The 26167-nt window shown below is 65.3% G+C and carries 31 protein-coding genes, 1 tRNA gene and 1 riboswitch; of the genes, 20 read left to right on the top strand and 12 right to left on the bottom strand.

Annotated elements, in window-relative coordinates:
* Nucleotide 1: 1 nt before the first annotated feature.
* The 3 genes from AiwAL_RS06340 to AiwAL_RS06350 all read right to left on the bottom strand — a co-directional run bounded on the left by AiwAL_RS06340 (nt 2) and on the right by AiwAL_RS06350 (nt 2587).
* Nucleotides 2-448, bottom strand: coding sequence for a PAS domain-containing protein (locus AiwAL_RS06340; RefSeq protein ID WP_235704492.1), 447 nt, complete (start codon nt 446-448; stop codon nt 2-4).
* Between the two features lie 36 nt (nt 449-484).
* Nucleotides 485-1969, bottom strand: a complete 1485-nt coding sequence (gene gabD, locus AiwAL_RS06345; protein WP_235704491.1) for an NADP-dependent succinate-semialdehyde dehydrogenase — start codon at nt 1967-1969, stop codon at nt 485-487.
* 84 nt (nt 1970-2053) lie between these two features.
* Nucleotides 2054-2587 carry an outer membrane protein assembly factor BamE gene (locus AiwAL_RS06350; RefSeq protein ID WP_235704490.1) on the bottom strand — a complete coding sequence of 178 codons (534 nt, stop codon included), beginning with the start codon at nt 2585-2587 and terminating at the stop codon, nt 2054-2056.
* 81 nt (nt 2588-2668) lie between these two features.
* Between AiwAL_RS06350 and AiwAL_RS06355 the strand changes: the two genes are divergently transcribed.
* The 8 genes from AiwAL_RS06355 (at nt 2669) to AiwAL_RS06390 (ending at nt 7047) form a co-directional block, all read left to right on the top strand.
* Nucleotides 2669-3208: a DUF177 domain-containing protein gene (locus AiwAL_RS06355; protein WP_235704489.1), complete on the top strand. Its 540-nt coding sequence runs from the start codon at nt 2669-2671 to the stop codon at nt 3206-3208.
* Nucleotides 3209-3343: 135 nt separating this feature from the next.
* Complete coding sequence (gene rpmF, locus AiwAL_RS06360) at nt 3344-3547, top strand: 50S ribosomal protein L32 (protein ID WP_235704488.1); 204 nt, start codon at nt 3344-3346, stop codon at nt 3545-3547.
* A 48-nt stretch (nt 3548-3595) separates the two neighbouring features.
* On the top strand, nt 3596-4720 hold the full coding sequence (gene plsX / locus AiwAL_RS06365; protein ID WP_235704519.1) for a phosphate acyltransferase PlsX: 1125 nt from the start codon (nt 3596-3598) through the stop codon (nt 4718-4720).
* Nucleotides 4721-4723: 3 nt separating this feature from the next.
* Nucleotides 4724-5683 carry a beta-ketoacyl-ACP synthase III gene (locus AiwAL_RS06370; protein WP_235704487.1) on the top strand — a complete coding sequence of 320 codons (960 nt, stop codon included), beginning with the start codon at nt 4724-4726 and terminating at the stop codon, nt 5681-5683.
* A gap of 59 nt (nt 5684-5742) precedes the next feature.
* Nucleotides 5743-6057, top strand: coding sequence for an integration host factor subunit alpha (locus AiwAL_RS06375; protein ID WP_235704486.1), 315 nt, complete (start codon nt 5743-5745; stop codon nt 6055-6057).
* A complete protein-coding gene (locus AiwAL_RS06380; RefSeq protein WP_407932542.1) occupies nt 6054-6638 on the top strand; it encodes a MerR family transcriptional regulator in 585 nt (194 codons plus the stop codon). Before AiwAL_RS06375 ends, AiwAL_RS06380 begins: the two co-directional genes overlap by 4 nt.
* Before the next feature lie 61 nt (nt 6639-6699).
* Nucleotides 6700-6776, top strand: a tRNA-Pro gene (locus AiwAL_RS06385).
* 34 nt (nt 6777-6810) lie between these two features.
* Nucleotides 6811-7047, top strand: coding sequence for a hypothetical protein (locus AiwAL_RS06390; protein ID WP_262312340.1), 237 nt, complete (start codon nt 6811-6813; stop codon nt 7045-7047).
* Here AiwAL_RS06390 and AiwAL_RS06395 read toward each other — a convergent pair.
* From AiwAL_RS06395 to AiwAL_RS06405, 3 genes are all read right to left on the bottom strand, one after another.
* Nucleotides 7019-7477 carry a GNAT family N-acetyltransferase gene (locus AiwAL_RS06395; protein ID WP_262312341.1) on the bottom strand — a complete coding sequence of 153 codons (459 nt, stop codon included), beginning with the start codon at nt 7475-7477 and terminating at the stop codon, nt 7019-7021. The genes AiwAL_RS06390 and AiwAL_RS06395 overlap by 29 nt on opposite strands.
* Entirely contained in the window at nt 7474-8079 is a 606-nt protein-coding gene (locus AiwAL_RS06400) for an MFS transporter (RefSeq protein ID WP_408851335.1), read from the bottom strand. Before AiwAL_RS06400 ends, AiwAL_RS06395 begins: the two co-directional genes overlap by 4 nt.
* A 68-nt stretch (nt 8080-8147) precedes the next feature.
* Complete coding sequence (locus AiwAL_RS06405; RefSeq protein ID WP_262312343.1) at nt 8148-9101, bottom strand: threonine/serine dehydratase; 954 nt, start codon at nt 9099-9101, stop codon at nt 8148-8150.
* Between the two features lie 68 nt (nt 9102-9169).
* Between AiwAL_RS06405 and AiwAL_RS06410 the strand changes: the two genes are divergently transcribed.
* Nucleotides 9170-9472, top strand: a complete 303-nt coding sequence (locus AiwAL_RS06410; RefSeq protein WP_262312344.1) for a helix-turn-helix transcriptional regulator — start codon at nt 9170-9172, stop codon at nt 9470-9472.
* Nucleotides 9473-9478: 6 nt separating this feature from the next.
* Here AiwAL_RS06410 and AiwAL_RS06415 read toward each other — a convergent pair whose 3' ends face one another.
* A complete protein-coding gene (locus AiwAL_RS06415; protein ID WP_262312345.1) occupies nt 9479-10108 on the bottom strand; it encodes an alpha/beta fold hydrolase in 630 nt (209 codons plus the stop codon).
* Nucleotides 10109-10122: 14 nt separating this feature from the next.
* Between AiwAL_RS06415 and AiwAL_RS06420 the strand changes: the two genes are divergently transcribed.
* From AiwAL_RS06420 to AiwAL_RS06430, 3 genes are all read left to right on the top strand, one after another.
* Nucleotides 10123-10263, top strand: a complete 141-nt coding sequence (locus AiwAL_RS06420) for a hypothetical protein (RefSeq protein ID WP_262312346.1) — start codon at nt 10123-10125, stop codon at nt 10261-10263.
* 191 nt (nt 10264-10454) lie between these two features.
* Nucleotides 10455-11474, top strand: a complete 1020-nt coding sequence (locus AiwAL_RS06425; RefSeq protein ID WP_235704479.1) for a TRAP transporter substrate-binding protein — start codon at nt 10455-10457, stop codon at nt 11472-11474.
* A gap of 8 nt (nt 11475-11482) precedes the next feature.
* Nucleotides 11483-13327: a TRAP transporter large permease subunit gene (locus AiwAL_RS06430; protein WP_262312347.1), complete on the top strand. Its 1845-nt coding sequence runs from the start codon at nt 11483-11485 to the stop codon at nt 13325-13327.
* Between the two features lie 30 nt (nt 13328-13357).
* Here the strand turns inward: AiwAL_RS06430 and AiwAL_RS06435 are convergent, their stop codons facing one another.
* Nucleotides 13358-14584, bottom strand: coding sequence for a CaiB/BaiF CoA-transferase family protein (locus AiwAL_RS06435; RefSeq protein ID WP_262312348.1), 1227 nt, complete (start codon nt 14582-14584; stop codon nt 13358-13360).
* Between the two features lie 93 nt (nt 14585-14677).
* Here AiwAL_RS06435 and AiwAL_RS06440 point away from each other — a divergent pair, with 93 nt between their 5' ends.
* Nucleotides 14678-15625, top strand: a complete 948-nt coding sequence (locus tag AiwAL_RS06440; protein WP_262312349.1) for a CoA ester lyase — start codon at nt 14678-14680, stop codon at nt 15623-15625.
* A gap of 116 nt (nt 15626-15741) precedes the next feature.
* On the opposite strand, the gene AiwAL_RS06445 is transcribed toward AiwAL_RS06440, so the two are convergent.
* Complete coding sequence (locus tag AiwAL_RS06445; RefSeq protein ID WP_235704475.1) at nt 15742-15939, bottom strand: DUF6726 family protein; 198 nt, start codon at nt 15937-15939, stop codon at nt 15742-15744.
* 349 nt (nt 15940-16288) lie between these two features.
* Between AiwAL_RS06445 and AiwAL_RS06450 the strand changes: the two genes are divergently transcribed.
* The gene (locus AiwAL_RS06450; protein WP_235704474.1) at nt 16289-16618 is read left to right on the top strand and encodes a hypothetical protein; all 330 of its coding nucleotides are present in this window, start codon (nt 16289-16291) and stop codon (nt 16616-16618) included.
* A gap of 29 nt (nt 16619-16647) precedes the next feature.
* Nucleotides 16648-16875, top strand: a complete 228-nt coding sequence (locus AiwAL_RS06455; protein WP_262312350.1) for a hypothetical protein — start codon at nt 16648-16650, stop codon at nt 16873-16875.
* A gap of 47 nt (nt 16876-16922) precedes the next feature.
* On the opposite strand, the gene AiwAL_RS06460 is transcribed toward AiwAL_RS06455, so the two are convergent.
* Entirely contained in the window at nt 16923-17333 is a 411-nt protein-coding gene (locus tag AiwAL_RS06460) for a MarR family winged helix-turn-helix transcriptional regulator (RefSeq protein ID WP_262312351.1), read from the bottom strand.
* Nucleotides 17334-17432: 99 nt separating this feature from the next.
* Between AiwAL_RS06460 and AiwAL_RS06465 the strand changes: the two genes are divergently transcribed.
* Nucleotides 17433-19283 (top strand): chloride channel protein, encoded by a 1851-nt coding sequence (locus AiwAL_RS06465; RefSeq protein ID WP_262312352.1) that lies wholly within the window; start codon nt 17433-17435, stop codon nt 19281-19283.
* On the opposite strand, the gene metE is transcribed toward AiwAL_RS06465, so the two are convergent.
* Complete coding sequence (gene metE, locus AiwAL_RS06470; protein ID WP_235704470.1) at nt 19271-21550, bottom strand: 5-methyltetrahydropteroyltriglutamate--homocysteine S-methyltransferase; 2280 nt, start codon at nt 21548-21550, stop codon at nt 19271-19273. The two genes, AiwAL_RS06465 and metE, sit on opposite strands and share 13 nt — an antisense overlap.
* A gap of 76 nt (nt 21551-21626) precedes the next feature.
* Nucleotides 21627-21853, bottom strand: a riboswitch (cobalamin riboswitch).
* A gap of 105 nt (nt 21854-21958) precedes the next feature.
* Between metE and AiwAL_RS06475 the strand changes: the two genes are divergently transcribed.
* Nucleotides 21959-22267: a PepSY domain-containing protein gene (locus AiwAL_RS06475; RefSeq protein WP_235704469.1), complete on the top strand. Its 309-nt coding sequence runs from the start codon at nt 21959-21961 to the stop codon at nt 22265-22267.
* A gap of 58 nt (nt 22268-22325) precedes the next feature.
* Here the strand turns inward: AiwAL_RS06475 and fghA are convergent, their stop codons facing one another.
* Nucleotides 22326-23177, bottom strand: a complete 852-nt coding sequence (fghA, locus tag AiwAL_RS06480; RefSeq protein WP_235704468.1) for an S-formylglutathione hydrolase — start codon at nt 23175-23177, stop codon at nt 22326-22328.
* A 313-nt stretch (nt 23178-23490) separates the two neighbouring features.
* On the opposite strand from fghA, the gene AiwAL_RS06485 reads away from it, so the two are divergent.
* From AiwAL_RS06485 to AiwAL_RS06495, 3 genes are all read left to right on the top strand, one after another.
* A complete protein-coding gene (locus AiwAL_RS06485) occupies nt 23491-23694 on the top strand; it encodes a cold-shock protein (protein WP_029312631.1) in 204 nt (67 codons plus the stop codon).
* A 197-nt stretch (nt 23695-23891) separates the two neighbouring features.
* Nucleotides 23892-25550 carry a long-chain fatty acid--CoA ligase gene (locus tag AiwAL_RS06490; protein ID WP_235704467.1) on the top strand — a complete coding sequence of 553 codons (1659 nt, stop codon included), beginning with the start codon at nt 23892-23894 and terminating at the stop codon, nt 25548-25550.
* A gap of 162 nt (nt 25551-25712) precedes the next feature.
* On the top strand, nt 25713-26147 hold the full coding sequence (locus AiwAL_RS06495) for a MerR family DNA-binding transcriptional regulator (RefSeq protein WP_235704517.1): 435 nt from the start codon (nt 25713-25715) through the stop codon (nt 26145-26147).
* Nucleotides 26148-26167: the final 20 nt, after the last annotated feature.

The following is a 26167-nucleotide window of genomic DNA, read 5'->3' on the forward strand; positions in this document are numbered from 1 at the left end:
CCTATCCTTCGGTCTTGGCCACGGCCCGCAATGCCCGGAGTTCTTGCCGCAATCGCTTCATCTCCTCGAACCGCGCGGTAACGTCCCGGATCACCGCGGCGATACCGGCCAGGGCACCGGTTTCGTCGTGGAACGGCGTGATGGTGAATTCGATGGAGATTCGCTGGCCATCCTTGCGGAGTGCCGGAACCGCCAGCATGTCGCCGGCGCCGTAACGGGTCTTTCCCGTCCGCATCGTCTGGTCATAGCCGGTCCAGTGGCGCTGCCGGAGGTTCTCCGGGATGATGATGTCGAGGGACTGCCCCATCGCCTCGGATTGGGTGAAGCCGAAAACCCGCTCCGCACCCTGGTTCCAGAACTGGATTTTGCCGGCGGCGTCGGAATAGACGACCGCATCGGCCATCGCGGAGGTCAAAGCGACACAGAACCGGGTAACGTCGAATGACATGATGCAGTCTCCACCGGCCCGAATGGTATTTCGCCGCTACCTGTCGCCGCCGAGGCCACCCAGCGCCAGATATTTGATTTCGAGATAATCCTCGATCCCGTATTTCGAGCCTTCGCGTCCGAGGCCGGAATATTTCATGCCGCCGAACGGTGCCACCTCGGTCGAGATCAGGCCCTCGTTGATGCCGACGATACCGTAATCCAGCCCTTCGGCGACGCGGAAAATCCGCCCGACATCGCGCGCGTAGAAATAGCTCGCGAGGCCGAATTCGGTGTCGTTGGCGAGGTCGATCGCCTCCCGCTCGGTCTTGAAGCGGAACAACGGCGCCACCGGCCCGAACGTTTCCTCGCGGAAGATCAAGGCGTCATGCGGCACGTCGGCCAGCACGGTGGGGGTGAAGAAATTGCCGCCGAGCGCATGGCGTTCGCCGCCGGTCATCACGCGGGCGCCGCGCTTCACGGCATCCCCGATATGCAGCTCGACTTTCGTCACCGCTTCGGCATTGATCAGCGGGCCCTGCGTCACCCCTGGCTCCATGCCGTTGCCGACGCGCAGCGCCTCGACCGCGCGTTTGAGCTTTTCGGCGAATGCATCGAACACGCCATCCTGCACCAGAAGCCGGTTGGCACACACGCAGGTCTGGCCGGCATTGCGGAACTTGGAATCGATCGCGCCCCTCACGGCGGCGTCGAGGTCGGCGTCGTCGAACACGATGAACGGCGCATTGCCGCCCAGTTCCATCGAGGTTTTCTTGATCGACGGCGCGCATTGCGCGAGCAGCTTCGCACCCACCTCGGTGCTGCCGGTGAACGATAATTTCCGCACTAAGGGATTGCCGGTCAGCTCCTTGCCGATCGGCCCGGACGGTCCGGTGATCACGTTGCATACCCCGGCCGGCATTCCGGCGCGCTCGGCAAGCACGGCGAGGGCAAGCGCCGAAAACGGCGTCTGGCTCGCCGGGCGGATCACCCCGGTGCAGCCCGCCGCCCAGCCCGGTCCCGCCTTGCGGGTGATCATCGCGGCGGGGAAGTTCCACGGCGTGATCGCGGCGAACACTCCGATCGGCTGTTTCTGCACGATGATCCGCCGACCCTTCGCGTTCTGCGGAATCGTGTCGCCGTAGATGCGCTTGCCCTCCTCGGCGAACCATTCGATGAAGCCGGCGGCGTAGGCGATTTCGCCTTTCGATTCGGCGAGCGGCTTGCCCTGTTCCGCCGTCATGATGACGGCGAGGTCGTCCTGGTTCGCCATCATCAGATCGAACAGTCGGCGCAGGATCGCGGCGCGCTCCTTCGCAAGCATCGAGCGCCAGGGGTCGAAGGCGCGCTCGGCGGCCTCGATCGCGCGGCTTGTTTCCGCCTCGCCCATCGCTGGCACCCGCCCGACCAGTTCGCCGGTCGCGGGATTGGGAACGTCGACCGTCCTGCCGCTATCGGCGCCGATCCATTTGCCGCCGATATAGTTCGCCTCGCGCAGCAATGTCGGGTCGTTCAGCTTCAGTCGGTCGGGTTGGTTCAGCATGGCGTCCTCCTGATCGAGTCATTCGGAAAATAGGAATGCAACATGCCGGGCAGAACCCTCGCCGATAAATCGGCGGCCCGAAAATCAGAAGCCCGAGAAGCCGCCCGCGTTGCCACCGCCATAGCCGGGACTGCCGCCGCCAAATCCGCCGGGCTGGCCGGCACCGAGGCCAGGATTGTAATGCCCCACGCCGCCGACCAGTTGCTGGAACAGGCTCGCCCGGCCGCCCGGCGCGGGGGTGTGGCCGCCCGCCATCGCGACCATCACGGCGTTCTTCTTGTCGATTCCGTGGATCGACTGCAGCACGCCCTGCTGGTTGAACTGCAGCACCACCACATGCTGGCGGATCACGCCCTGGGTGCGGGCGATGCGGCGCTTGGTGATCTGGCTGACATAAAGCCAGTCGTCGTCGTTGAAGGTCTCGCGCAACGTGGGCGAGCCGAGCAGCGCCCGCGCATCGGCCTTGGTCGAGACTCCTGGCCTGAGCTGTTTCAGCTCATGGGCCGAGACCGCATTGCCGCGATAATGCGGGCGCGCCGAAAAGATTGCGCAGCCGGCAAGCGCGGGCAGTAGCAGAAGCGGAAACAGGCGATGGAGCTTGATGGCGGGTCGGCGCACGCGGCTCGGTCCTTGGTTGTATCTGATCGCAGTCCTATGGGCGAGCTTCCATGATCGCGCAAGATGCGCGACTAATCGGCCATGCAGCATAGCGCGTCACAAGGTTTTTCCCGCAAATTCGATCTCGCCCGGCTTGCCGGCAAGCCGGAGACGATCACCGTCACCGCCTCGCCCGAGGAGTGCGCTGCCGTCGCCGCCGCCTTCGCTCTGCCCGCCATCGCTTCGCTCGGCGGCAAAATCCGGCTGAGCCGGATGCCGAACGGGCGAGTCGCGGCACGGCTCGACCTTGCCGCCCGTGTGACCCAGGTTTGCGTCGTCACGCTCGATCCGTTCGAACAGAACATCGCCGAGCGGACCGCGCTTGTCATCATGCCGTCGGCCGGCGGCGAAACCGAGCCCGAGGACACCCTGATCGCCGATCTCGACTCGCCGGACGAAATCGTCGTGGATGGCACCATCGTCGATCTCGGCGCCCTGGTCGCCGAGCAACTGGCACTGGCGCTCGACCCCTATCCGCGCAAGCCCGGTGCGGAACTGCCCGGACTTGCCGCGGCACCGGGTGAGGCCGCGTTCGCTGCCTTGGCCGCGCTCAAGGGACTCGGCAAAGCTCCAGGCAAATAGGCATGCCCAACTGCGGCGCGGGCCCGCTTGCTGCCCGAAGTCGCGTCTGCTAGACGCCCGTGCTTGAGATCATCCCTGTCCACGGGACGGTGGTGCGTTGTCGCGCCGCCGAGACACCAGAAACGAGACCCGATCATGGCCGTACCCAAGCGAAAGACTTCCCCCTCCCGGCAGGGCATGCGCCGCAGCCACCTGGCTCTGCGCGGCGAAGCCCATGCCGAATGCAGCAATTGCGGCGAACTGAAGCGGCCGCATCACGTTTGCGGCTATTGCGGCCATTATGACGGCCGCGAGGTTGTCGCCGCGGGTAAGGAGCTGAAGGGCACGGTTCGGATCTGAGCGGGCCGCGGCACATCGCGTTTCGCATTTTTCCATGATCCGGTCATGATGATCGACCCGCAAGGTCCCTCGGCGACGGAATCGCAGGCCAGATCGTCGGCGCCGGTTCTGGCGGTCGATGCAATGGGCGGGGATCACGCGCCCGACGTGGTGATCGCCGGACTCGATATCGCCGCCGAACGCCACCCGAAAGCGGTTTTCCAGGTTTTCGGCGATCCGGCTCGGATCGACGCATTGCTGCGGCAGACCAAGCGCCTGAAAGACCGGGTGGTCGTGCGGCCAACCACCGAGACGATCCCGGACGATATGAAGCCGACCGCGGCACTCCGCCTGCGCGACGCCTCGATGCGCCGCGCGATCGACGCGGTCGCCGCCGGCGAGGCGGCAGGCGTGATTTCCGCGGGCAATACCGGCGCCTTGCTGGCGCTCGCGAAAATCGTTCTCAAGACCATGAGCGGGATCGACCGTCCGGCGATGGCGGCGATCGGCCCTTCGGCCAGGGGCGATGTCGTGATGCTGGATCTTGGCGCGAACATGGTCTGCGATGCCCGCAACCTGGTCGAATTCGCCGTGATGGGCGATATGTTCGCCCGCACCGTGCTCGGTCTGCCGAGCCCGACGCTGGGGTTGCTCAATGTCGGCTCGGAGGAAATGAAGGGCGACGAAATCCTGAAGCGCGCGGCCGAGGCGTTGCGTGCCAGCCCGCTCAGCCCGCAATTCCAAGGTTTCGTCGAGGGGCACGATATCGCCGGCGGCACCGTCGATGTCGTCGTGACCGACGGCTTCACCGGCAATGTGGCGCTCAAAACCGGGGAAGGTGCGCTCAGGCTGGTCGGCGACCTGCTGAAACGCGTGTTTTCCGCCAGCATCGCCGCGAAACTCGCTTATCTGCTGGCGAGGCCGGGGCTGAACCGGCTGCGCGAATGGCTCGATCCGCGGCGCTATAACGGCGCGGTGCTGCTGGGCCTGAACGGCGTGGTGGTCAAATCCCACGGCGGCACCGATGCCCAAGGCTTCGCCCATGCCGTCGATGTCGCCATGGACATGATCGTCAATCGGTTCAACGAGCGGATCAAGGACGGGCTGAGCCAATATGCAGGCCGCGCCGCGCTCGTCGCCGAGCCGGCGACCGAGGCGGCACTCGGCGCCAACCCGGTCGCGACGGCGGGGTAGCGGATGCGAACCCTGCTCGAAGGCGTCGGCGCCTATCTGCCCGAACGAATCGTCAGCAACGACGAACTCGCCGCCAGGATCGATACGTCGGATGCCTGGATACGCGAGCGCACCGGCATCGCCCAGCGCCATATCGCGGGACCGCACGAAACCGCCACCTTCATGGGCGCCGAAGCCGCGAAACGTGCCCTGGCCGCCGCCGGGGCGAAGGCCGGCGCCGTCGATGCGATCATCGTCGCGACATCGACCCCGGATCAGGGTTTCCCCGCGACCGCCGTGAACATCCAGAGCGCGCTCGCCGTCACCCAGGGCTTCGCCTTCGATATTTCCGCCGCCTGTTCCGGCTTCGTCTACGCCTTGTCGGTCGCGGACGGCATGATCCGCGCCGGCCAGTGTCGCAACGTCCTGGTCATCGGCACCGAGGTCTATTCGCGCATCCTGAACTGGCAGGATCGCGGCACCTGCGTCCTGTTCGGGGACGGCGCTGGTGCGGTGTTTCTCCGCGCGTCCGGCCAGGGCGAGTCGCGCGGCGTCATCTCGACCCATCTGCATGCCGACGGGCGGTACGGCGACATCCTGTATATCGACGGCGCGACCGGGCAGACCGGCAAGTCGCAGCACCTGGTGATGAACGGCCGCGAGGTGTTCCGTCATGCGGTCGCCAAGCTCGCCGCCGCGGTCGACGAGGCGCTGGAGGCGAACAATCTCTCCCACGCCGATATCGACTGGCTGGTGCCGCATCAGGCCAATCGGCGGATCATCGATGCCATGGGCAAGCGGCTGAATCTCAGGCCGGACCAGGTGGTGATGACGGTCGAGCGCCACGCCAACACTTCGGCGGCGTCGATCCCGCTGGCGCTGGCCGAAGCGGTCCAGGACGGACGGATCAAACCCGGCCATCTCGTTCTGCTCGAGGCGCTGGGCGGCGGATTGACCTGGGGATCGGCGCTGATCCGTCTTTGAGGCGGGGTTTGCCGGTGCTTGCGTGTTGACCGGGCCCGAGTTCTTGGTAATCTTGAAAAATGAGCACGTTGACGCGCGCCGGTTTGGCTGAATCGATCTATGCGGCGGTCGGTCTGTCGCGCAACGAATCCGCCGACCTGCTGGAAGCGGTGCTCGATCGCATGAAGCGCGCCCTTGCCGATGGAGATTCCATTAAAATCAGCGGGTTCGGAACGTTTTCCGTGCGGCAGAAGGGGCGTCGGATCGGCCGCAATCCGAAAACCGGACGCGAAGTACCCATCCTGCCGCGCCGCGTGCTGATTTTCCGCGCCAGCCAGATTCTGCGCGAAGCGGTCGATGCCGGCAACGCCGCCGGCCAGGCGTCCCGCTCTTGACCGATACCCTGACCGGACTGAGCGGCGAACCGGACGAACCCGCAAGGGCGCGGCCCCGCAAATCCGCCGAAGCCTATCGCACGATCAGCGAGGTCGCCGACGAATTGCATGTGCCTCAGCACGTGCTGCGATTCTGGGAAACCAAATTCCCGCGCATCAAGCCGCTGAAGCGCGGCGGCGGCCGGCGCTACTACCGGCCGGACGATGTGGTTTTGCTGCGCCGGATCGCCGATTTGCTGTATATTCAAGGCTATACGATCAAAGGCGTGCAGCGGCTTCTGAAGGAAGGCGGCGGTGCCCTTCACGACGAGATCCCGCCCGCGTCGGACGAGGAACGGGCCGCCGCCGCCGCCGAGCGCGCACAGGCCGGCGCCATGGCGCCGATGAAGCCGCGCGCGAGCGATCTTCCCGAACTGCCGATCGCCCCCGCTCCCCAACCGGGCCGGCAGGCCGCGCCGGTCCAGCGCGATGGCGCTCCCATAACCCCGCCCGGTGAAACCCGCGCGGCCGCGCTGCTTCGCGCGGCACTGCGCGAGGCGCTCGCCGAGCTTGAGCGTCTCCGCGACCGGCTGGCCGGCTGATCGGTTTGGCGGCCGCCGCTCGATTGCCTCGCATCGGCGCAGTTGCTAAGGGAATGTCCGTCGGAGCGTAGCGCAGCCTGGTAGCGCATCAGTCTGGGGGACTGGGGGTCGTGGGTTCGAATCCCGCCGCTCCGACCATGGTTTCCGGTTTGACGCACAGGAAGATTGGCTGGTGCCGGTGATGTCTGGCGTCGGCGATGGCCGATATGTTCCCGGCCCTGGTCACGCGCGCCGGGATGAATCTTCAAGCGCAGCGAAACATGCCGATTGCGGCGATCTCACGCATGAAGACGATGCGCGGGCGCTGCGCGGCGCGGCGGAGCGTTACGGTCCGGTTTCGCTGCTCGCGGTCTGTGCCGGCGGCGTCTCGCTCACGAGCGTTAGTCGAGGCGATGGCGATACTGGATGAACCCGGACCGCTCCGCGACATTATCGTAGAGCCGCATCGCCGGCGCGTTCGTCTCGTGGGTCAGCCAGTAGACCCGCGCGCAGCCGTCGCGCGCCGCCGTCGCATAGACATGCTCGATCAGCTTGCGGCCGATCCCCTGGCCGCGAGTCGCCGATGCGACGAACAGATCCTGAAGATAGCAGTAATTGCCGGATGTCCAGGTGGAGCGATGCCTGATGTGATGGACCAGGCCGACCGCCACGGAACCATCCCAGGCGAGCGCGCCGGAAACCGGTTCCGCCGGATCGAGCAGCCGCGCCCAGGTCAGGTCGGAAACATCCGCCGGAATATCGACCTGATAGAAGGCTTGATACCCGCGCCATAACGGCAGCCAGGCCGAATGATCCTCGCGCTGCAACGGACGAATGCTGATATCGGTGCCGGTTGTCATGTTGGTTCCACCATATCGGTTATCGGTTCACGCACCTTCGAGGTGCCGGCCACGATTCCCGCGGCGATGAAATTCGCGCAGACGCCGGCAATGATCGGTACCATGTAGCTGTGGCTCATATCGAAGGCGAATCCGGCGGCGATGGGGCCGATCAGCGTGCCGATCGCGACGCTGGTATAGAGAATGCCGATGATCCCGCTGACATTGCGACCGCCGAAATAATCCATGACCACGGCTGGAAGAATCGCGACCCATCCGCCGTAGACGACGCCGTAGACGAACGCGAAGACGGCGAGCGCCCAGAAATCCTTCGAGACCGCCCAGATGGCCAGGGCAAACCCCATGCCGGCGAACATCGCCATCAGCGCACGTGAACGGCCCATCCGGTCGGCCGGCCCGCCGAGAAAGAAGCGCCCGGCGGTGCTCCCGATGCCGATCACACTCAGCAGTAGAACCGCCGAAAATTGCGGAACGCCGTGACCCATCGCATCGGGGACGAGATCGACGAACGGCACGAACACGCCGAACGAGCAGATCAGGCAGGCGGCGTAAAGGCCGATGAACCGCCGGGACCGGATCGCCGTCGGGGGCGAGGCCGCGATCGCGCGGGTCGTCCTCGATCAGGAGAGCCATTCCGCCGCCCGCGACGGCGGCGAGTGAACTCGCGGTTTCAGATTCTGGGTTCGAAGCGGACCGCGGTGGTGTTGGCGCCGCAGAGAAGAACGGCCACGCGCTCGCCGGCGGCCGGCGCGTATTTGCCGGACAGCAGGGCGGCAAAGGTCGCGGCGCCGCCGGGCTCCGCCACGACGCGGATTTTATCCCAGAGCGCGTGCTGTGCCGCAAGGATATCGCCGTCCGCAACGAGGACGGGGCGCTCGATGAAGGCTTGCGCGATCGGGAACATCATGTCCCCGACGCGTTTCGGCGCGAGGGAATCGGCCGCGATGCCGCCCGCTTCGGCATCGACCGGACGCCCGGACTCGAAGGCGCGCCACAGAGTGGGCGAATCCTCCGGCTCGACCGCGACGATTTTCATCCGCCCGCGAAACCAGGCAGCGATGCCGCCGATCAACCCGCCGCCGCCGACCGCCACCAGCAGGGTCGAGATGTCCGGGCAGTCGGCTTCGAGTTCGGGGCCGATGGTGCCTTGTCCGAGCAGCGTCTCGGGCTGGTCATAGGCGTGGATGACGAGGGATCCCCGTTCCGCTGCGAAGCGTTCGCTTGCGGCGAGCGCATCGGCGTAGCGGTCGCCGCCGACGACGAGATCGGCGCCGTAGCCGCGGATGCGTTCGGCCTTGGCGGGCGAGGTGACGCTCGGCACGAAAATGGTTGCCGGCACGCCGCGGCGCATGGCAGCATAGGCGACCGCGGCGCCGTGATTGCCGCCGGAGGCCGCGACGATGCCGACTTTCGGCACGGTCCGGGTCAGAAGGTGGGCGAACGCACCGCGCACCTTGAAGGAACCGGAATGCTGAAGAAACTCCAGTTTGAACGCGATCGGCCGGGGCGCGAGGCCGAAATCTTCGAGATCGAGCCGGAGAACCGGCGTGCGGCGGATGTGAGGGCGGATCAGCCGCTCGGTTGCGGCGATCCGGTCGGCGGTGATCGGGGTATCCGGGGTCATCTTCTGCTCTTTGCTCAGGATTTTCTGGACGACATCGATAATAATTAGTAACTTGGCAAATTAACGAAATGCAAGATGTCGATATCATCAAGGCGCTCGCCAATGAGCGCCGCCTGATAATCCTCGAATGGCTGAAAGACCCGCGTGCCCATTTCCCGCCGCAGGTCGACGGCGATCTGACGGAGGATGGCGTCTGCGCCCTCCTGCTCGCCGAAAAGCTAGGCATCACCCAGGCGACGCTCAGCGAGCACATGCGCGTCCTGACCCAGGCCAGCCTGGTGCGCGCCCGGCGGATAAAGCAATGGACGTTCTACAAGCGGGACGAGGAGCAGATACGCATCGTCAAAACCGGGCTTCTCGCCCGGCTTTAGCCGATTTCAGTCGATCAGTGCACGGGTTTCCTTTAGGAAGGCCACGATGGCGTCGATTACCTGCCAGCGATTCTTCTCCAGCACGACCATATGGGTTCCCTCACCGATCTCGACCCAGCGGCGGTAAGGTGCGCCGGTCAGGCGCAGGAACAGCGCCTGTATGCGGTCGATCGTCACGTCGGCATCCCATTCCGCATGGGTCAGCAGCACCGGGGAGCGGATCGCGCCGGGATCGTAGATCGGCCGCCCCGCCGTCCAGTATTCGCGCACGTCGAGCACGGCACCGCTCGGCGCGCGGATCGTGCCGGGCGCGCCGGCTCCTGGATCGGTTGCCAGCGTCGTCTCCGCCCAAGAATCGAACCAGCCGGCGGGGATCAGGCCGTCGCGCCGGTCCGCCGGTGCGGCATCGAGCCAGCGCTGCCGGAATGCCTGCACGTCGATGCGCCGATAAGCGCCGAGCGTGCCGCCCGCGTCGATCCGCACCGGCCCTTCCGTCAGCCATTGCGGCGCGATCAGAGCGAGCTTCGCCACGGTCTCGCCGTGCGCGGCGGTATAGGCGGCGGTTACCGACCCGCCCCAGGACATGCCGATCAGGCTGAGTCGATCGAGACCGCCGCGGTTCAGGATATGCGACACCGCTGGACTTGCGGGTGCCGGCCGTGTCGATGGTGTGGTCCGCCCAGTGGGACCGCGATCCCGCCGCGATCTGGCTGCGCGAGCAGGTCGCGGCGACCCTCGCCGGATACGGCGATATGCCGACCCGTTCCGCCGCAAGCGATTCCGGTAGATAAGCATTTGTTTCGTCATATATTTGGAGAAACCCCGGACGCATCACCCCAGCGCCCGGCGCGGCGACGCCGGCGCGCATTTGTAAATGCTGCGGGTTGCCGATAATCAGGGCGCCGGTGCGGCCGGAAGGCCACTGAAATCAACGCCAACCCTGGAAATATCCGGGTGAGGCAGTCAACACGGAGGAGTTGAAATGACGGCAACTATTTCGCGCAAGCAATTTCTGGCCGGCGCGGGTGCCATGGCCGGTGCGGCGGCTCTGGCGCCGGGTTCCGCGCGCGCGGCACGGCCGTTCCTGATCAAGCTCGGGCTCGACGTGCCGGCCGATCATCCCACCGCGGTCAACGCGACCGAGGCCGGCAAGCGCATCGCCGCCGAAACCAAGGGGCGGGTGCGGGTGCAGGTTTTCCCGAGCAACGAACTCGGTGACGACACGCATATGCTGTCGGAAGTGCGCTCCGGCGCGATCCAGATGATGGGGATCGGCGACAACATCCTCTCCAGCCTGGTGCCGAGTGCGGCGATCGACAATGTCGGCTTCGCGTTCAAGAATATCGAAACCGCCTGGAAAGCGCTCGACGGCAAGGTCGGCGCTGTGGTGCGCGCCGATATCATGAAGCTCGGTCTCTACCCGATGCGCCGGATCTGGGACGAAGGCTTCCGCCAAATCACCACCAGCACCAAGCCGATCAAGACCCCGGCCGATCTCAAGGGCTTCAAAATTCGCGTCCCGCCCAGCCCCATTTCGGTGTCGCTGTTCAAATATCTGGGCGCGGCGCCCACCTCGCTGAACATCGCGGAGCTGTATACCGCGCTGCAGACCAAGGTGGTCGACGGTCAGGAAAATCCGCTCGGCCTGATCGAAACCCAGAAATACTATCAGGTCCAGAAATACTGCTCGATGACCAACCACATGTGGGTGGGTTACTGGATGCTGGTGAACGGCGCGTTCTGGAAGAGCATGCCGGAAGCGGACCGCAAAATCGTCGAGGCCGCGTTCAACGAACAGGCGCCCAAGCAGCGCGTCGCCAACAACACGCTGAACAACTCGCTGAAAGGCAAGCTGACCAAGCAGGGCATGGTGTTCAACAGCACCGACCCGAAGGCGTTCCAGGACGCCCTGATCAAAGCCGGTTTCTACAAGGATTGGGAGAAGAAATTCGGGCCGAAGCTATGGTCGGCGCTCGAAGCCTATACCGGCAAGCTCTCCTGACACACTGAATGAACGTGCAACCGAATACCCCAGCCGCCGCCCTCCGGCGGCTGGACGTGCTGGTCGACTGGATAACGCAAGGGCTGGCGGCAGCCCTTGTCGTTATTGAAATTATCATTTTGTTTGCCGGCATCATCTGGCGCTACGTGCTCGACAAGCCGCTGATCTGGTCGAACGAACTCGCGGAGATTCTGTTTCTCTGGCTCGTCAGCCTGGGTGCGGTCATCGCACTGCGGCGCGGCGAGCATATGCGGATGACCGTTCTGGTCGCCCGGCTGACGCCGGGGCGGCAGCGCTTTCTGGCGCGTATCGCGGGCTTGATCGTCGCGGTATTCACCCTCGAACTGATCGTGCCGGGAATCGGCTATATGTACGAACAGCAGGCCATCACCACGCCGACGCTGCATATTCCCGGTTCCTGGGAGGTTGCCGGGCAGCTGGTTGCTCTGATGATGCTGTTTTACGTCGCGCTCCGGCAACTGTTCGCCGGCGCGGCATGGCGGGAATTGCTGATCACGCTGGCGATCGGGGTCGTGATCGGCCTCGGCCTGTGGGCCGCCGAGCCGCTGCTCTACGCCATCGGCAATGGCGATCTTGTCGTGTTCTTCGTTCTCATCGTCGGGGTTTGCATTTTCGCCGGCGTGCCGATCGCCTTCGCCTTCGGCATCGCGACGATCGGCTATATCTATTTTACCAGCTCGATCCCGCTGTCCATCGTGATCAGCCAGATGGATCAGGGCATGGCGTCGATCGAGCTGCTGGCCGTGCCGATGTTCGTCATTCTCGGCCTGCTGCTCGAAATGACCGGCATCGCGCGGGCACTGGTCGATCTGCTGAGCGAGCTGGTGGGCAACCGCCGTGGCGGGCTGTCCTATGTGCTGATCGGCGCGATCTATCTGATCGCCGGGATTTCCGGCTCGAAGGCGGCGGACCAGGCGGCGGTGGCCCCGGTGCTGCTGCCGGAAATGAAGCGGCGCGGCACGCCGCCGGGCGAACTGGTCGCCCAGCTCGCCGCCGCCGCCGCGATGTCGGAAACGATTCCGCCGAGCCTCGTGCTGATCATCGTCGGCGCGGTGACCGGCGTGTCAACCGCCGCGCTGTTTACCGGCGGCCTGCTGCCGGCGGCGGTGGCCGCGCTCGGCCTGATCATCCTGATTTTCTTCCGTACCAGAAACGAGCGGCCGAGCGGCGCGACCGTGGCACCGCGCGAAGCCGCGCGCCTGTTCCTCGTGGCGATTCCCGCGCTGATCCTGCCGTTTCTGATCCGTTATGCCGTGCTGGCCGGCATCGCCACCGCGACCGAGGTTGCCACGATCGGCGTGGTCTACGCCGTGCTGGTCGGCCTCGTCGTCTATCGCTGTTTCGACTGGCGGCGGGTGTTTCCGATTCTGGTCGAAACGGCGGCCCTTTCGGGGGCGATTTTGCTCATTATCGGGGCGGCGAGCGCGATGGCCTGGGCGCTGACCCAGGCGGGTTTCGCGCAGACCCTGACCGCGGCGATGACCGGGCTGCCCGGCGGCAAATACGGCTTCATGGCGGTGTCGATCCTGCTGTTCATCGTGCTCGGCAGCGTGCTTGAGGGACTGCCCGCGATGGTGCTGTTCGGCCCGCTGCTGTTTCCGATCGCGGGGCAGGTCGGCATCAACGTGATCCAGTATGCGATCGTCTCGATCCTCGCGATGGGCATCGGCCTGTTCTCGCCGCCCTTCGGCGTCGGCTTCTACCAGACCTGCCTGATCAGCAAGGCGTCGAGCGACGAGGCGCTGGGCCGCATCTGGCCCTACATGGCAACACTCGTCGTCGCTCTGATCGTCGTCGCCGCCGTGCCATGGATTTCGACGGGTTTTCTATAGAAAATTCCATACGCGGAAGACGGCTCTTGCTTATTTGATGACCTTGCGCTCCCGCAGCACGGCGATCGCCGCCGTGTCGGTCTCGATCAGGGCCAGCACATCCTCGGTGTCCGCCCCAAGCTCCGGCGCCGGGCGGGTCAGCGCGCCGGGAGTTTCGGACAGGCGTACCGGGATATTGTGCATCGGCAGCGATCCCATCTCCGGGTCCGGCAGGGCGATCAGCGCCTCGCGTTCGCGAACGAAATCGTGGGCTATCAAATCCGCTGGGTCGCAGACCGGCCCGACCGTCACGCCCGCCTGATCGAACAAAGCCAGATTCTCCGCCTGCGTGTGCGCCGCCATGAACTCGGCCACGATCGGGTCGAGCAGATCGTTATGGGCGACGCGCGCGCTGTTGGTCGCGAATCGCGGATCGACGATCAGTTCAGGCCGCCCGATGACGCGGAACAGGCGTTCGGCCATTTGCTGCATCGAGGCCGACAAGGCGACATATTTGCCGTCTGCGCACCGATACACGTTGCGCGGCGCGGTGGTGCCCGACCTGCTGCCGTGACGCGCCGGGGCGCGGCCGGTCAGCGCATAATTCGCCGCCTGCGGACCGAGCACGCTCAGCATGCTCTCGAACAGCGAAAGATCGACTACCTGGCCGCACCCGCCCGCCACTTCGACATGGCGCAGCGCGATCATGATCGCGGTTGCCCCGTAAAGCCCGGTGATCATGTCGGCGAGGGCGAGCGGCGGCAGCACCGGCGGACGGTCCGGGTAGCCGTTCATCGCGGCGAAGCCCGACATCGCCTCGACCAGACTGCCGAAGCCCGGCTTGGCGCGGAACGGCCCGGTCTGGCCCCAGCCGGAGATTCGCGCGACGACGAGCTTCGGGTTCGCCTCCAGCAGAATATCCGGCCCTAGCCCCATGCGTTCGAGCTTGCCGGGGACGAAATTCTCCACCAGTACGTCGGCGATCGCAACCAGACGCAGCAGCAGCGCCAGCCCTTCGGGGTCGCGATAATCCAGCGCGAGACTCCGCTTGTTGCGGGCATAGACTTTCCAGTGGGTGGAAATATCGTCGACGCGCCAGTGGCGCAGATCGTCGCCGGTCGCTGGGTTTTCCACCTTGATGACATCGGCACCGAAATCGGCCAGCACATGCGTCACGACATTGCCGGCGACCAGGCGCGACAGATCGAGCACCCGCACGCCGTTCAGCGGCGCTCGCGCACCGGGCTCGTACTCCTTCTGATGCAGGCCAGCGTCCATTCCGATCGTCTCCCATAACTGCGGCGCAGGTTATAGAACGTCGCGAACCGCCAGCCATGGTCGTGCCGCGGGCATCAGAGCAAAGGATACATCATGACTGAATTTTCGGGCCGAACCCTGCCGATCTGGCGTTCCATGCTGTTCGTGCCGGTGACGGTCGAACGCTTCGTCGCCGGCGCGGCGCGGCGCGGTGCGGATGCGATCATTCTCGATCTTGAGGATTCGATCCCGGTCGCCGAGAAGGAGCGCGCGCGTGGCATGATCGCCGCCGCCACGAAAACCGTGAGTGCTGCCGGCGCGGATGTGATCGTTCGCGTCAACCGCCCCTGGCGGATGCTGGTGCGCGATCTGGAGGTGGCGGTTTCCCCAGGGGTCACCGCACTCATGCTCCCGAAGATCGAGAGCGCCGACCATCTGCGCCTGATCGCCGAAACCGTCGACGAGATTGAGGCCGAGCGCGGCATGGCTCCGGGGCACACCAGGCTGATCGCGATGTTGGAGACCCCCGGCAGCATCTTCCAGGCCGAGGCGATCGCCCGCGCCCATCCGCGTCTGGTGGCGCTGACGGTGGGGTCGGAGGATTTGGCACTCGCGGTCGGCATGGTACCCGAGGCCGATGGTTTGCTGTTTCCCAAGCAGCAGGCGATCTTCGCGGCGCGCGCCGCCGGCATCCTGCCGCTCGGCTTTTTGGGCACGGTCGCCGATTTCGCCGATCTCGGCCGCTTCCGTGCCACGATCGAACGCTCCCGCCGCCTCGGTTTTTCCGGCGCGTCGGTGATTCATCCAGGACAGGTCGCGATCCTCAACGAGGCGTTCCGCCCGCAGTCGGCCGAACTCGATCACGCGCGGCGGCTGGTCGCGGCCTATGAGGAGGCGACGAAAGCGGGGCGGGGCGCGGTTGCCTTCGAGGGGCGGATGATCGATGTTCCCGTGGTGCGCCGGGCGCAGGCCCTGATCGAGCGCCATGAGGCGATCGAAGCGCGCGGCTCGGCGGATCGCACGGCACCGGTTGCGACCGCAAATGCCGATACCGGGACCTAGAGCAATATGGCTTTAAGTGGAATCGCACAGCGATCTACAAAGCCATGAAATTCCGCGCCGATCGACCGCCGCGACATGGATGGACGGGCTGGCTGGTATGGCGCGCCGTTTGTCCGTCAGCTTCGTGTCGGCGTCGGGTCGATCACGTTCGCGCAGGCATCGGTCGGCGCCGCGGCGACCGGCCCGAGAAGCGGCACGATCTTCAGCCCGGCGGAGGTGACGCGGCAGGGCGCCGCGGCGAGGCCGCAACCGGACAGGGACAGCGCGGCAACACCCAGAACGGCGGTGAGGGTCAGCTTCGAAAGGATGCTCATGATCCGACTATAGGGCGATTTCCCGCGGCGGCGAAACCTGGCGCGCTTATGCAACTGCCCGCCCTTCACAACGCCGGCACCGACCTTTGGCATTCGGGTAATCCGGCGGCAACAAAAATTCCGGCATCTTTGTGACGGTGTTTGAAAACAGGCGTTAAATCAAAAATGTTCATGTCAAAATAATGGCGACATATTTTTGGTTGATTTATAATCAATGTCGAATCTGTAATGACGATTTTATTGGAACGATTCGGCTCGGTTGCCTATATTTTGCAGGCGACTTGTTCCGTGTGGCGACACGTCCCGTATGGTGACTTGTCTTCGCGAAGCAATGAGAGGAGATATTGTTATGAAAAAATATATCTTGCCGAGTCTGGCGGCCCTGGCTCTGATGAGCGGTGCCGCGCTGGCGCAATCGACCACCTATCAATCCACGACCACCACCGCCGTCGTGCCTCCGGCGCCACCCGCCATCGTTCCGCCGCCGCCGGGCACGCTCAGCACCACGGTGACCAGGCGCACCGATAACGGCTACGGCACGCGGAGTTACTCGCAGCAAACCACCTACGGCAATCCCGATACCGCCGCTTCGGAAAGCAGGAGCGTCACGGTCACCCAGCCGGCGCCTTACGTGGCAACCTCGACGCGGCGCACCACCACGACAACGACCACGCCTTGATGCGGCCTGACAGCAACAGGAGAATGGCGATGATCGCGAACAAAGCCGGCGTACGATTGGCGCTGGGGCTTTCCCTGATCGGCGGCATGGCGGCCCTGTCCGCCTGTTCCGGCCCGCCGCCGACCCGGACCATCACGAGCACCGAGGAAACCACCACCAGACCAGTGCTGGTGCCGGCACCGCCGCCCATGGCCGTGCCGGGGACACCCTCGACGGTAACGACGACGACCAGCCGTTCCGAGCAGGTCAATCAGTAGCCCCGCACCGCGTCCCGCGCGGGTTCGCAAACCCGCACGGGACGCATCTATGTGAGCCGGTCGATCAGCCGCTGCAGCACCGGGCGCATCCGGCGCAGTTCCTCCAGATGAATCGCCGACAGCGCGGCGAGTTTTTCTTCCCCCGCCGGCGTCAGCGCCAGCCGCACCCGCCTGCGGTCCGTGCTGTCGGGAATCCGGGAAACCAGGCCCGAATCGGCCAGCCGGTCGGCCAATTCCACCATGCTGTTGTGGTGCAACGCCAGCCGCTCGGCGAGATCGCCGAGGCCGATCGGCGCGGCGCCATCGGCCCCCTTGATCGCGAGCAGCGCCTGGTGCTGGCGCGGCGTCAGCCCGGCGCTGCGCGCCGCCGTCTCGCTCAGGGACAGGAACCGGCGCAGCGCATATCGGAACTCCGCGAGCGTCCGGTAGTCGTGATCGGAAAGGGTCATGTCGGACATACGCGAGTGTAACCCGAAACGCCTCTTGTCTATATATGTCGTATTACGATATTAGCGCCGCGACAGAACGATATTCCTCTTCAATCGGATTCCAGCTCCATGAAACCCAGTACCCGACCGGCATCCGGTATCGCGGATCTCGGCGATTTCACGACGGATAAGCGCCTGTTCCCGCTATCCGCCCTTGCGCTGCTCGCCGGAACCTTCGGTGTCGCGGCCGGCTGGATTCTGCTCCGGCTGATCGCGCTGATCAACAACATCTCCTATTACGGCATCTGGTCCACCAGGGTGATGCAGCCCGGCGGGGTGCCGCATCATGGCCATCCGGCGCTCTGGACCATCCTGATCCCGGTCGCCGGGGCGGTCATCATCGGCATCATGGCGCGCTACGGCTCGGAAAAAATCCGCGGTCACGGCATCCCCGAGGCGATCGAGGCGATCATGCTCGGCAATGCCCGGCTCGACCTCAAGGTCGCGATCCTGAAGCCGATCTCCTCGGCGATCTCGATCGGCACCGGCGGCCCGTTCGGCGCCGAGGGCCCGATCATCATGACCGGCGGAGCGGCTGCCTCTCTGCTCGCGCAGTGTTTTTCCCTCACCGACGCCGAACGCAAGACGCTTCTGGTCGCCGGTGCCTGCGCGGGCATGACGGCGGTGTTCGGCACCCCGGTCGCCGCGATCCTGCTCGCCGTCGAGCTTCTGCTGTTCGAATGGAAGCCGCGCAGCGTGCTGCCGGTCGCGATCGCGTGCATCACCGCCGCGATCGAACGGCGCTACGTGCTCACGCCCGCGCCGCTGTTTCCCTATGTCGGCAACGTCATCATCGACCCGCTCCACGCGCTCGGCTGGGTCGGGCTGGGCCTGATCGCCGGTCTCGGTTCGGCGCTGCTCACCATGATGGTCTACGCCGCCGAAGACGGATTCCTGAAACTGCCGATCCATTGGATGTGGTGGCCGGTGCTCGGCGGCGTGGTGGTCGGTATCGGCGGCATCTTCGATCCGCTCGCGCTCGGCGTCGGCTACCCGGATATCGCCAAGCTTCTCGCCGGCGGCCTCGTCGGCGCGGCGGCGATAAGGCTGGTTCTGGTCAAAAGCGTGATCTGGTCGGTCGCTCTCGGTTCGGGCACCTCGGGCGGCGTGCTGGCGCCCTTGCTCATCATGGGTGGCGCGCTCGGCGCCGTGCTGGCGCCGTTCATGCCGCACGCGGCACCCGGCTTCTGGGCGGTGGTCGGCATGGCGGCGATGATGGGCGGAACCATGCGCTCGCCGCTCACCTCGACCCTGTTCGCGGTCGAACTCACCGGCAATCATCTCATCCTGCTCCCGGTCATCACCGCCAGCATGGCGAGCATGGGCGTTACCGTATTGCTGATGAAACGCTCGATCCTGACCGAGAAAATCGCCCGGCGCGGCCATCATCTGACGCGGGAATACAGCGTCGATCCGCTCGCCATCGCGCGCGCCGGCGAGATCATGGCGACCCCGGTGGAGACGCTCGGTTCCGACATGAGCATCGGCGACGCGATCGAGTATTTCCTCGCCCCCGAGCCGCGCCATCGCGCCTATCCGGTCACCGACGAGAACGGCGATCTGGCCGGCCTGGTCTCCCGCGCCGATATCCTCGCCTGGATCGGCAACGAAGCGGATCGCGCGATTCCACTCGGCGCGGCGCTCGCCCATCGCCGCGTGGTCACCGCCTGGGAAGGCGAGATGGCGATCACCGTCGCTTCGCGCATGATCACCGAGGACACGCCGCGCATCCCGGTGGTCGATCATGAAGGCCGGCTCCAGGGGATCATTTCGCGCGCCGATCTGCTGCGCGTGCATCACCGCGTCGTTGCGGCGGAAACCAAGCGCGAACGCTATTTCCGCCGCCGCGCCGCGATCATCGCCGAAACCTCGCCGGAGTTTGCCTCCGGCGAGGGGGCGAAGATGCGTCAGGTCGAGTGAGTCGCGGCCCGCAGCCGCCGCGCCGCCGCGACCATGTTTTCCAGCGCGGGCCGAACCTCGTCCCAGCGCCGGGTCTTCAAGCCACAATCGGGATTGACCCAGAGCCGGTCGGGGTCGAGCCGGGCCGCCGCGCGTTCCAGCAGCGCCGCCATCTCGGCGGCCTCCGGCACGCGCGGGCTGTGGATGTCCCACACGCCCGGCCCGATCTCGTTCGGATAGTTGCGCTTCTCGAACGCCTCCAGCAGCGCCATCCGGCTTCGCGTCGCCTCGATGCTGATCACGTCGGCATCCAGCGCGGCGATCGCATCGAGGATATCCTCGAAATCAGCGTAGCACATATGGGTGTGGATCTGGGTCGCATCCCGCACCGGCGAAGCCGAAAGACGGAAGCAGTCCACCGCCCAGGCGAGATAGGCGTCGCGTTCGGCGGCACGCAAAGGCAGCCCCTCGCGCAAGGCCGGCTCGTCGATCTGGATCACCCGGATGCCGGCGTCTTCCAGGTCGGCGACCTCGTCGCGGAGTGCCAGCGCGATCTGCCGGCAGGTCGTCTCGCGCGGAATATCCTCGCGTACGAACGACCATTGCAGAACGGTCACCGGCCCGGTCAGCATTCCCTTCACCGGCTTCTCGGTCAGCGACTGGGCGAAGCGCGCCCAGCGCACCGTCATCGGCGCGGGGCGCGACACATCCGCCCAGATGATCGGCGGCGCGACGCAGCGGCTGCCATAGGATTGCACCCAGCCATGCCTTGTGAAGGCGAATCCGGCGAGACGCTCGCCGAAATACTGCACCATGTCGTTGCGCTCGAATTCGCCATGCACCAGCACGTCGAGCCCGATCGCCTCCTGCCAGGATATCGCCTCGCGCGTCCAGGTCTCGATCGCCGCGTCATAGGCCGCATCGTCGATCGCCCCCTTGGCGTGCGCCGCCCGTGCGCGGCGCACCTCGGTGGTCTGCGGAAACGAGCCGATCGTGGTGGTCGGAAAGCGCGGCAGATCGAGTGCTGAGCGCTGCGCTACCCGGCGCACCGGAAACGCCGAACGCCGTCGGGTCATCGCATCGGTCGCTTCGGCGAGCCGGGATGCGACCGCCTTGTTATGCACCGAGTCGCTGGCCGCCCGCGCGGCGATCGCCGCATCCGACTCGTCGAGCGCTGCCGCGATCGCGGCCTCGCCCTCGTCGAGGCCGCGCGCGATCAGCTTGATTTCCACCAGTTTCTGCATCGCGAAGGCCAGATTTCCGGCAAGCTCCGCCGGCAGCCCGGTTTCTTCGGCGAGATCGAGCGGCACATGCAGCAGCGAGCAGGAGGGCGCGATCATCAGAAGCCGCGCGTCGCGCGCCTCGGCGACGCGCTGCGCCGTCGCGAGGCAGGCGCGCAGATCCGCCCGCCAGATATTGCGCCCGTTCACCAGCCCGAGCGACAAAGCGAGATCGGGCCGCGCCTGTTCCAGCACAGGCCCGAGATCCAGCGAGCCGCGGCAGAGATCGAGATGCAGTCCGGCGACCGGCAGGCCGAGAACCGTCGGGAGGTTGTCGCCGATCGGCCCGAAATAGCTGGCGAGCAGAAGCTCCGGGCCGGCCTTGGCGAGCGCGCCATAGGCGCGGGCGAAGGCGTCACGCGCGCGGGCGGGCAGATCGAGCGCCAGCACCGGCTCGTCGATCTGCACCATCACCGCCCCCGCCTCGGCGAGTTCGCGCAGGATGCGCGCATAGACCGGCACCAGCGCGTCCAGCAGATCGAGCGGATCGGAGCCGTCGGTGGTCTTGGCGAGGCGCAGGAAGCTCACCGGCCCGAGCAGCACCGGCCTGGTCCGCAGGCCGGACGAGGCCGCCTCGCGGAACGACGCGAGCGGGCGGTTCTCGGTAAGGACGAAACGCTGATCGCGCGCGAGCAGCGGCACCAGATAATGGTAATTGGTGTCGAACCATTTGGTCATTTCGAGCGCTGGCTTCTCCGCATTGCCGCGCGCGAGGGCGAAATAGGTCGCGAGCGATACCGGCCCGCCGCCGTCCCAGCCATAGCCAGCCGGAACCGCGCCCAGCATCGTCGCGGTATCGAGCACATGATCGTAAAGCGAGAATTCGCCGGACGGGATATGCGCGAGTCCCGCGCCGTGCTGATGCCGCCAATGGGCTTCCCGCAGCGCTGCTGCCTCGCGCAGCAAGGCCGCTTCGCCGCTCTTGCCCGCCCAGTGCGCTTCGAGCGCCGTCTTCAGCGCACGCCGATGGCCGATGCGCGGAAAGCCGAGATTGCTGGCGACGGTCATGCGCGATGCCCTCCGCCGGACCGGAATTCTGAAAACACCATATCTGCCTCCTTGACCGGGGCACCCCGCCCGGTGGGTCTGTTCGTGCCGCGCCGGCAGGTCTCCTGGCTCGCGGGTCACAGCGCCGATGCACCTTCCCAGGGAAATCCCCAGTGGCGGGCCGTTGCCGGCCCATGCATCCTTGCTCGCCGCTCACAGTTGCGGGGGCAGCTACCGACTGGCCTCCGGGATTGCATCCCGGCCGAGGCGTCACGGCATTCCCATTTGATCCGCTCGCGCGGAACCGTCGCAAAACCGACTGTATCGCCCGGCTTACCGAGACACAAGCTTGCGGTCACGATCCGGCACGGCGCGCCGGCGCCTCATCCGCTCCCGGCCCGCATCGGGCCGCAGGACAAGGAAACACCGATGACCCTCATCACCAAACGCTTCGCCATCGCCGCCGCTCTGTCGCTCGCCGCCACCGGTTCGGCCTTCGCCTATAGCGGCCAGGCATTGCAGAAGGACGCCAAAGTCACTCCGGTCCGGGCGCGGCAGATCGCGCTGCGCGCGCAGCCCGGCACGATCGCCGCCATGGAACTCGAACGCGAGACAGGCGGCAGCGGCCTGCGCTATTCCTTCGACATCAAAACCACAGGCGCGACCCATGAAATCGGCGTCGATGCCAAGACAGGCGCGGTTCTGGAAAACAGCGTGGAAGGCCCCAGCGCCGACTGACACCGGATCATAACAGCGGAACGTAGCGTCAGCTCGTTCCGCTGCTCAGTCATTCCATTTACAAATATTTCGCGTGAAACCGCAGATGATCCTCGATGAAGCTGGCGATGAAGAAATAGGAGTGATCGTAGCCCTCCCGCATCCTGAGATCGAGTGAAACGCCCTTCGCTGCGCAGGCCTCGCGCAGCAATTCCGGCTTGAGCTCCCGCTCCAGGAACGGATCGGCATCGCCCTGATCGACCAGGATCGGCGGGCCCTGCCAGCCCCGCGCCTCGATCAGCGCGGTCGCATCGTAATCCCGCCACGTGGCCCGATCGGCGCCCAGATATCCCGTCAGCGCCTTTTCGCCCCAGGGGCAGCGCATCGGCGAGACGATCGGCGAGAACGCCGAGAGCGATTTGTAGGAAGCCGGGTTTTTCAGCGCGATGGTCAGCGCGCCATGGCCGCCCATCGAATGGCCGAAAATCCCCACCCGCGCCGGATCGACCGGAAATTTTTCTCCGATCAGCGCCGGCAACTCCTTCGTCACATAGGAATACATCCGATAACCGTGATGCCACGGCGCCTCGGTCGCATCGACATAAAACCCGGCACCGGAGCCGAAATCATAGGCATCGTCCTCGCCCGGATAGCCCAGCCCGCGCGGCGAGGTGTCGGGAACCGCGATGGCGATGCCGAGTTCGGCGGCAACGCGCTGCACGCCGGCTTTCACCACGAAATTCTCCTCGGTGCAGGTCAGGCCCGAAAGCCAGTAGAGCAGGGGAACCTTGCCGCGCTCCGCCTGCGGCGGAAGAAACAGGCCGAATCGCATGGCGCAGCCGGTTTCGGCCGATTCGTGACGATACACGCCCTGGGTGCCGCCGAAACATTTCTGCACGGAGATCGTTTCCAAAATTTTCGGTCCGCTCATCGTTTTCTCCCGTTGGAATGGCTGCACTATCGCCGCGCCGTCCCGCCCGCGCAATCGGCCGGCGGCGGTTTATGCGATCGGAAGAATGTATCGCTTTCATGCTGGAATCGCCAGGAATCCCGCCGCGCCATTGCGTATTCGCGTTGACAGGCCGGAGTGTTTCTGCGTCATTAACGCTGCAATCGACTTTGGCTTGCCTTGTTGCGCGAGACGGGGGTTTCCGTATGCGGCCAAGACGTCCAAAACCCGGTTGTCCCTCTTGAGCCGTGCGGCGGTCGTACGGCGGGTGTGTCTAAGGAGCGACGACGCAGCAATGGCGATCGGCACTGTCAAGTGGTTCAACACCACGAAAGGCTTTGGTTTCATCGTGCCGCAAGACGGCGGCAAGGATGTCTTCGTCCACATCACCGCGGTTCAGGCGGCCGGAATGCGCGGCCTGAACGAAGGCCAGAAAGTTTCCTACGAAATCGCGATGGAACGCGGCAAGGCCGCGGCCATCAACCTCAAGGCGGTTTGAAGTTCCCGATACTTCGGCCAGTTGGAACGGGGCCCTTCGGGGCCCCTTTTTTTGTCCCGTTTTTTCATCGATTCATACCGAAATCCTTGCGAATGCCGGCAGGTTTTGATAGACATTTACGTTAACGGCAACTAAACGCATCCTGAGTGAACGCGGCCTTTGAGCCGTGTCGCAAGCCGTCTCTGGAGGAAAACGCCATGAACGATCTCGCCGCCCCTCGTCCCGTCGCGGAGTTCACCGCCGTCGCCCGCCCGGCCGGCACGATGCTGGACGATGCCGCGCGCCGGTTCGGCACCCGCCCGGCGATCGATTTCCTCGGCCGGGGCTGGAACTGGGGCGAGATCGCAGCGCTTGCCGACCGCGCCGCCGCCGGACTGCAGAAACTCGGCGTCGCCAAAGGCACGCGGGTCGGGCTCTGCCTGCCCAACACGCCCTATTTCGTCGTCATGTACTTCGCCATCCTGAAGGCCGGCGGCACCGTGGTGAACTACAACCCGCTCTATACCGAGCGCGAGATCGCCGCACAGGTTCGCGATTCCGGCACCACCATCATGGTCTCGCTCGATGTCGCGATGATCCACGAAAAAATCGGCAAGCTTGCCGCCAATGGGCTGTTTCAGCGGGTTATCGTCTGCTCGATGGCTGCGGCGCTGCCGCCGCTCAAAGGGCTGCTGTTCCGGCTGTTCAAGAGCAAGGAACTCGCGAAAATCCCCGCCGGACTACCCTATCTCCGCTTCGAGACCCTGATTTCAGGCGCCGCCAAACCCAGCCCGGTCGCGATCGATCCTGAGAACGATATCGCCACGCTGCAATATACCGGCGGCACCACCGGCGTCCCCAAGGCGGCGATGCTCACCCATGCCAACATCACCGCCAATGTCCAGCAGGTTCTCGCCGGCAGCCCGCCGATGGACGAGGGCGCCGAGCGGATCATGGGCATCCTGCCGTTCTTCCACGTCTTCGCGATGACGGCGGTGATGAATTTCGGAGTTTCGATCGGCGCCGAACTCATCCTGATGCCGCGTCTCGACATGAAAATGCTGATGGCGGCGATCGCCCGCAAGCGCCCCACCATCATGCCGGGCGTGCCCACGCTCTATACCGCGATCTGCAACGCGGCGGGCGAGGGGAAGGATCTGTCCTTCATCAAATTCTGCATCTCCGGCGGCGCGCCGATCTCGATCGAGGGCGCCGAGCGGTTCGAGCGCCTGTCCAAATGCGCCGTGCTGGAAGGTTACGGCCTGTCGGAAACCTCGCCGGTCGTCACCGCGACTCCGCCAAGCGGGGTCAGGCGCGGCTCGGTCGGCACGCCGCTGCCCGGCACCATCGTCGAAATCCGCGACCCCGAACACCCCGAACGGCTGATGCCGCAGGGCGAACGCGGCGAGATCTGCGTGCGCGGCCCGCAGGTGATGAAGGGCTACTACAACCGCCCGGACGAGACCGCGAAGGTCTTCGTCGACGGCGCGCTGCGCACCGGCGATATCGGTTATCTCGACGCCGACAACTATCTGTTCATCGTCGATCGCATCAAGGATCTGATCCTCTGCGGCGGCTACAACGTCTATCCCCGCGTGATCGAGGAAGCGGCGTATCAGCACCCGTCGGTGCAGGACGCGATCGCCATCGGCATCCCGGACACCTATCGCGGTCAGGCGCCCAAGCTGTTCGTCACCCTGCGTCCCGGAACCAAAGCGACGCCGGAGGAGATTCTCGCCTTTCTCAAGGACCACCTGAACAAGATCGAAATCCCGAAATCGGTCGAAATCCGGGAAACCCTGCCGAAAACCATGGTCGGCAAATTATCGAAAAAGGAGCTCGTGGCCGAGGAGGCGGCGAAGACCGCCAAATCCTGACATTCTCCACTGGACAAAGGTATGGGCATGACCTATACGTAATGGCTATTCTCTTTGCGTTAACTCCCGGAATCGGTCATGTTCGTCCACGCTGAACCAAAAAAACGTCTCTCGAACGGCACAGGATGGGGTATGACTATGACGACAACGGATAGCCCGGCGATGACCGCTCTGCACCAGCGGCACCAACGCGAGATGGCCGAGGCCGGCGGCCAGGCGAACGCGCTCTACTCGGTCAGCCAATTGGCGCGTCAGCTCGGTGTCACCGCGCGGACGATACGCTTCTATGAGGACAAGGGGCTGATCAACCCGAGCCGCGCCGGCACCACGCGCGTCTATACGCCGCGCGACCGGGCCCGGCTGATGCTGATCCTGCGGGGCAAGCGGCTCGGCTTTTCGCTCCGCGAAATCAAGGACTATCTCGATCTCTACGATATCGACCCGACCCAGCACACCCAGGTCAGGCAATTGCTGACCGGCGTGCGCAAGCGGATCGCCAAATTGCAGGAGCAGCGCGCGGCCCTCGAGCAGAGCCTCGCCGAACTCGCGGATATCGAACGCCAGGCCGAGGCGGCTCTCCAGCAGCGCCCAAAATAGTCCCAACCCACAGGTTCAGG

The sequence above is a fragment of the Acidiphilium sp. AL genome (genome assembly GCF_025499445.1).
In the GTDB taxonomy this organism is placed as follows: domain Bacteria; phylum Pseudomonadota; class Alphaproteobacteria; order Acetobacterales; family Acetobacteraceae; genus Acidiphilium; species Acidiphilium iwatense.

What these genes read in the sequence shown, in the direction of transcription:
- AiwAL_RS06490 (WP_235704467.1), top strand. Translation starts at nt 23,892, where the DNA reads ATGAACGATCTCGCCGCCCCTCGTCCCGTCGCGGAGTTCACCGCCGTC.
- metE (WP_235704470.1), bottom strand. Translation starts at nt 21,550, where the DNA reads ATGACCGTCGCCAGCAATCTCGGCTTTCCGCGCATCGGCCATCGGCGT.
- AiwAL_RS06465 (WP_262312352.1), top strand. Translation starts at nt 17,433, where the DNA reads ATGAAACCCAGTACCCGACCGGCATCCGGTATCGCGGATCTCGGCGAT.
- AiwAL_RS06445 (WP_235704475.1), bottom strand. Translation starts at nt 15,939, where the DNA reads ATGAGCATCCTTTCGAAGCTGACCCTCACCGCCGTTCTGGGTGTTGCC.
- AiwAL_RS06440 (WP_262312349.1), top strand. Translation starts at nt 14,678, where the DNA reads ATGACTGAATTTTCGGGCCGAACCCTGCCGATCTGGCGTTCCATGCTG.
- rpmF (WP_235704488.1), top strand. Translation starts at nt 3,344, where the DNA reads ATGGCCGTACCCAAGCGAAAGACTTCCCCCTCCCGGCAGGGCATGCGC.
- AiwAL_RS06460 (WP_262312351.1), bottom strand. Translation starts at nt 17,333, where the DNA reads ATGTCCGACATGACCCTTTCCGATCACGACTACCGGACGCTCGCGGAG.
- AiwAL_RS06405 (WP_262312343.1), bottom strand. Translation starts at nt 9,101, where the DNA reads ATGACCCCGGATACCCCGATCACCGCCGACCGGATCGCCGCAACCGAG.
- AiwAL_RS06375 (WP_235704486.1), top strand. Translation starts at nt 5,743, where the DNA reads ATGAGCACGTTGACGCGCGCCGGTTTGGCTGAATCGATCTATGCGGCG.
- AiwAL_RS06340 (WP_235704492.1), bottom strand. Translation starts at nt 448, where the DNA reads ATGTCATTCGACGTTACCCGGTTCTGTGTCGCTTTGACCTCCGCGATG.
- AiwAL_RS06450 (WP_235704474.1), top strand. Translation starts at nt 16,289, where the DNA reads ATGAAAAAATATATCTTGCCGAGTCTGGCGGCCCTGGCTCTGATGAGC.
- AiwAL_RS06425 (WP_235704479.1), top strand. Translation starts at nt 10,455, where the DNA reads ATGACGGCAACTATTTCGCGCAAGCAATTTCTGGCCGGCGCGGGTGCC.
- AiwAL_RS06370 (WP_235704487.1), top strand. Translation starts at nt 4,724, where the DNA reads ATGCGAACCCTGCTCGAAGGCGTCGGCGCCTATCTGCCCGAACGAATC.
- AiwAL_RS06495 (WP_235704517.1), top strand. Translation starts at nt 25,713, where the DNA reads ATGACCGCTCTGCACCAGCGGCACCAACGCGAGATGGCCGAGGCCGGC.
- fghA (WP_235704468.1), bottom strand. Translation starts at nt 23,177, where the DNA reads ATGAGCGGACCGAAAATTTTGGAAACGATCTCCGTGCAGAAATGTTTC.
- AiwAL_RS06475 (WP_235704469.1), top strand. Translation starts at nt 21,959, where the DNA reads ATGACCCTCATCACCAAACGCTTCGCCATCGCCGCCGCTCTGTCGCTC.
- AiwAL_RS06435 (WP_262312348.1), bottom strand. Translation starts at nt 14,584, where the DNA reads ATGGACGCTGGCCTGCATCAGAAGGAGTACGAGCCCGGTGCGCGAGCG.
- AiwAL_RS06430 (WP_262312347.1), top strand. Translation starts at nt 11,483, where the DNA reads ATGAACGTGCAACCGAATACCCCAGCCGCCGCCCTCCGGCGGCTGGAC.
- plsX (WP_235704519.1), top strand. Translation starts at nt 3,596, where the DNA reads ATGATCGACCCGCAAGGTCCCTCGGCGACGGAATCGCAGGCCAGATCG.
- AiwAL_RS06485 (WP_029312631.1), top strand. Translation starts at nt 23,491, where the DNA reads ATGGCGATCGGCACTGTCAAGTGGTTCAACACCACGAAAGGCTTTGGT.
- gabD (WP_235704491.1), bottom strand. Translation starts at nt 1,969, where the DNA reads ATGCTGAACCAACCCGACCGACTGAAGCTGAACGACCCGACATTGCTG.
- AiwAL_RS06355 (WP_235704489.1), top strand. Translation starts at nt 2,669, where the DNA reads ATGCAGCATAGCGCGTCACAAGGTTTTTCCCGCAAATTCGATCTCGCC.
- AiwAL_RS06455 (WP_262312350.1), top strand. Translation starts at nt 16,648, where the DNA reads ATGATCGCGAACAAAGCCGGCGTACGATTGGCGCTGGGGCTTTCCCTG.
- AiwAL_RS06410 (WP_262312344.1), top strand. Translation starts at nt 9,170, where the DNA reads ATGCAAGATGTCGATATCATCAAGGCGCTCGCCAATGAGCGCCGCCTG.
- AiwAL_RS06395 (WP_262312341.1), bottom strand. Translation starts at nt 7,477, where the DNA reads ATGACAACCGGCACCGATATCAGCATTCGTCCGTTGCAGCGCGAGGAT.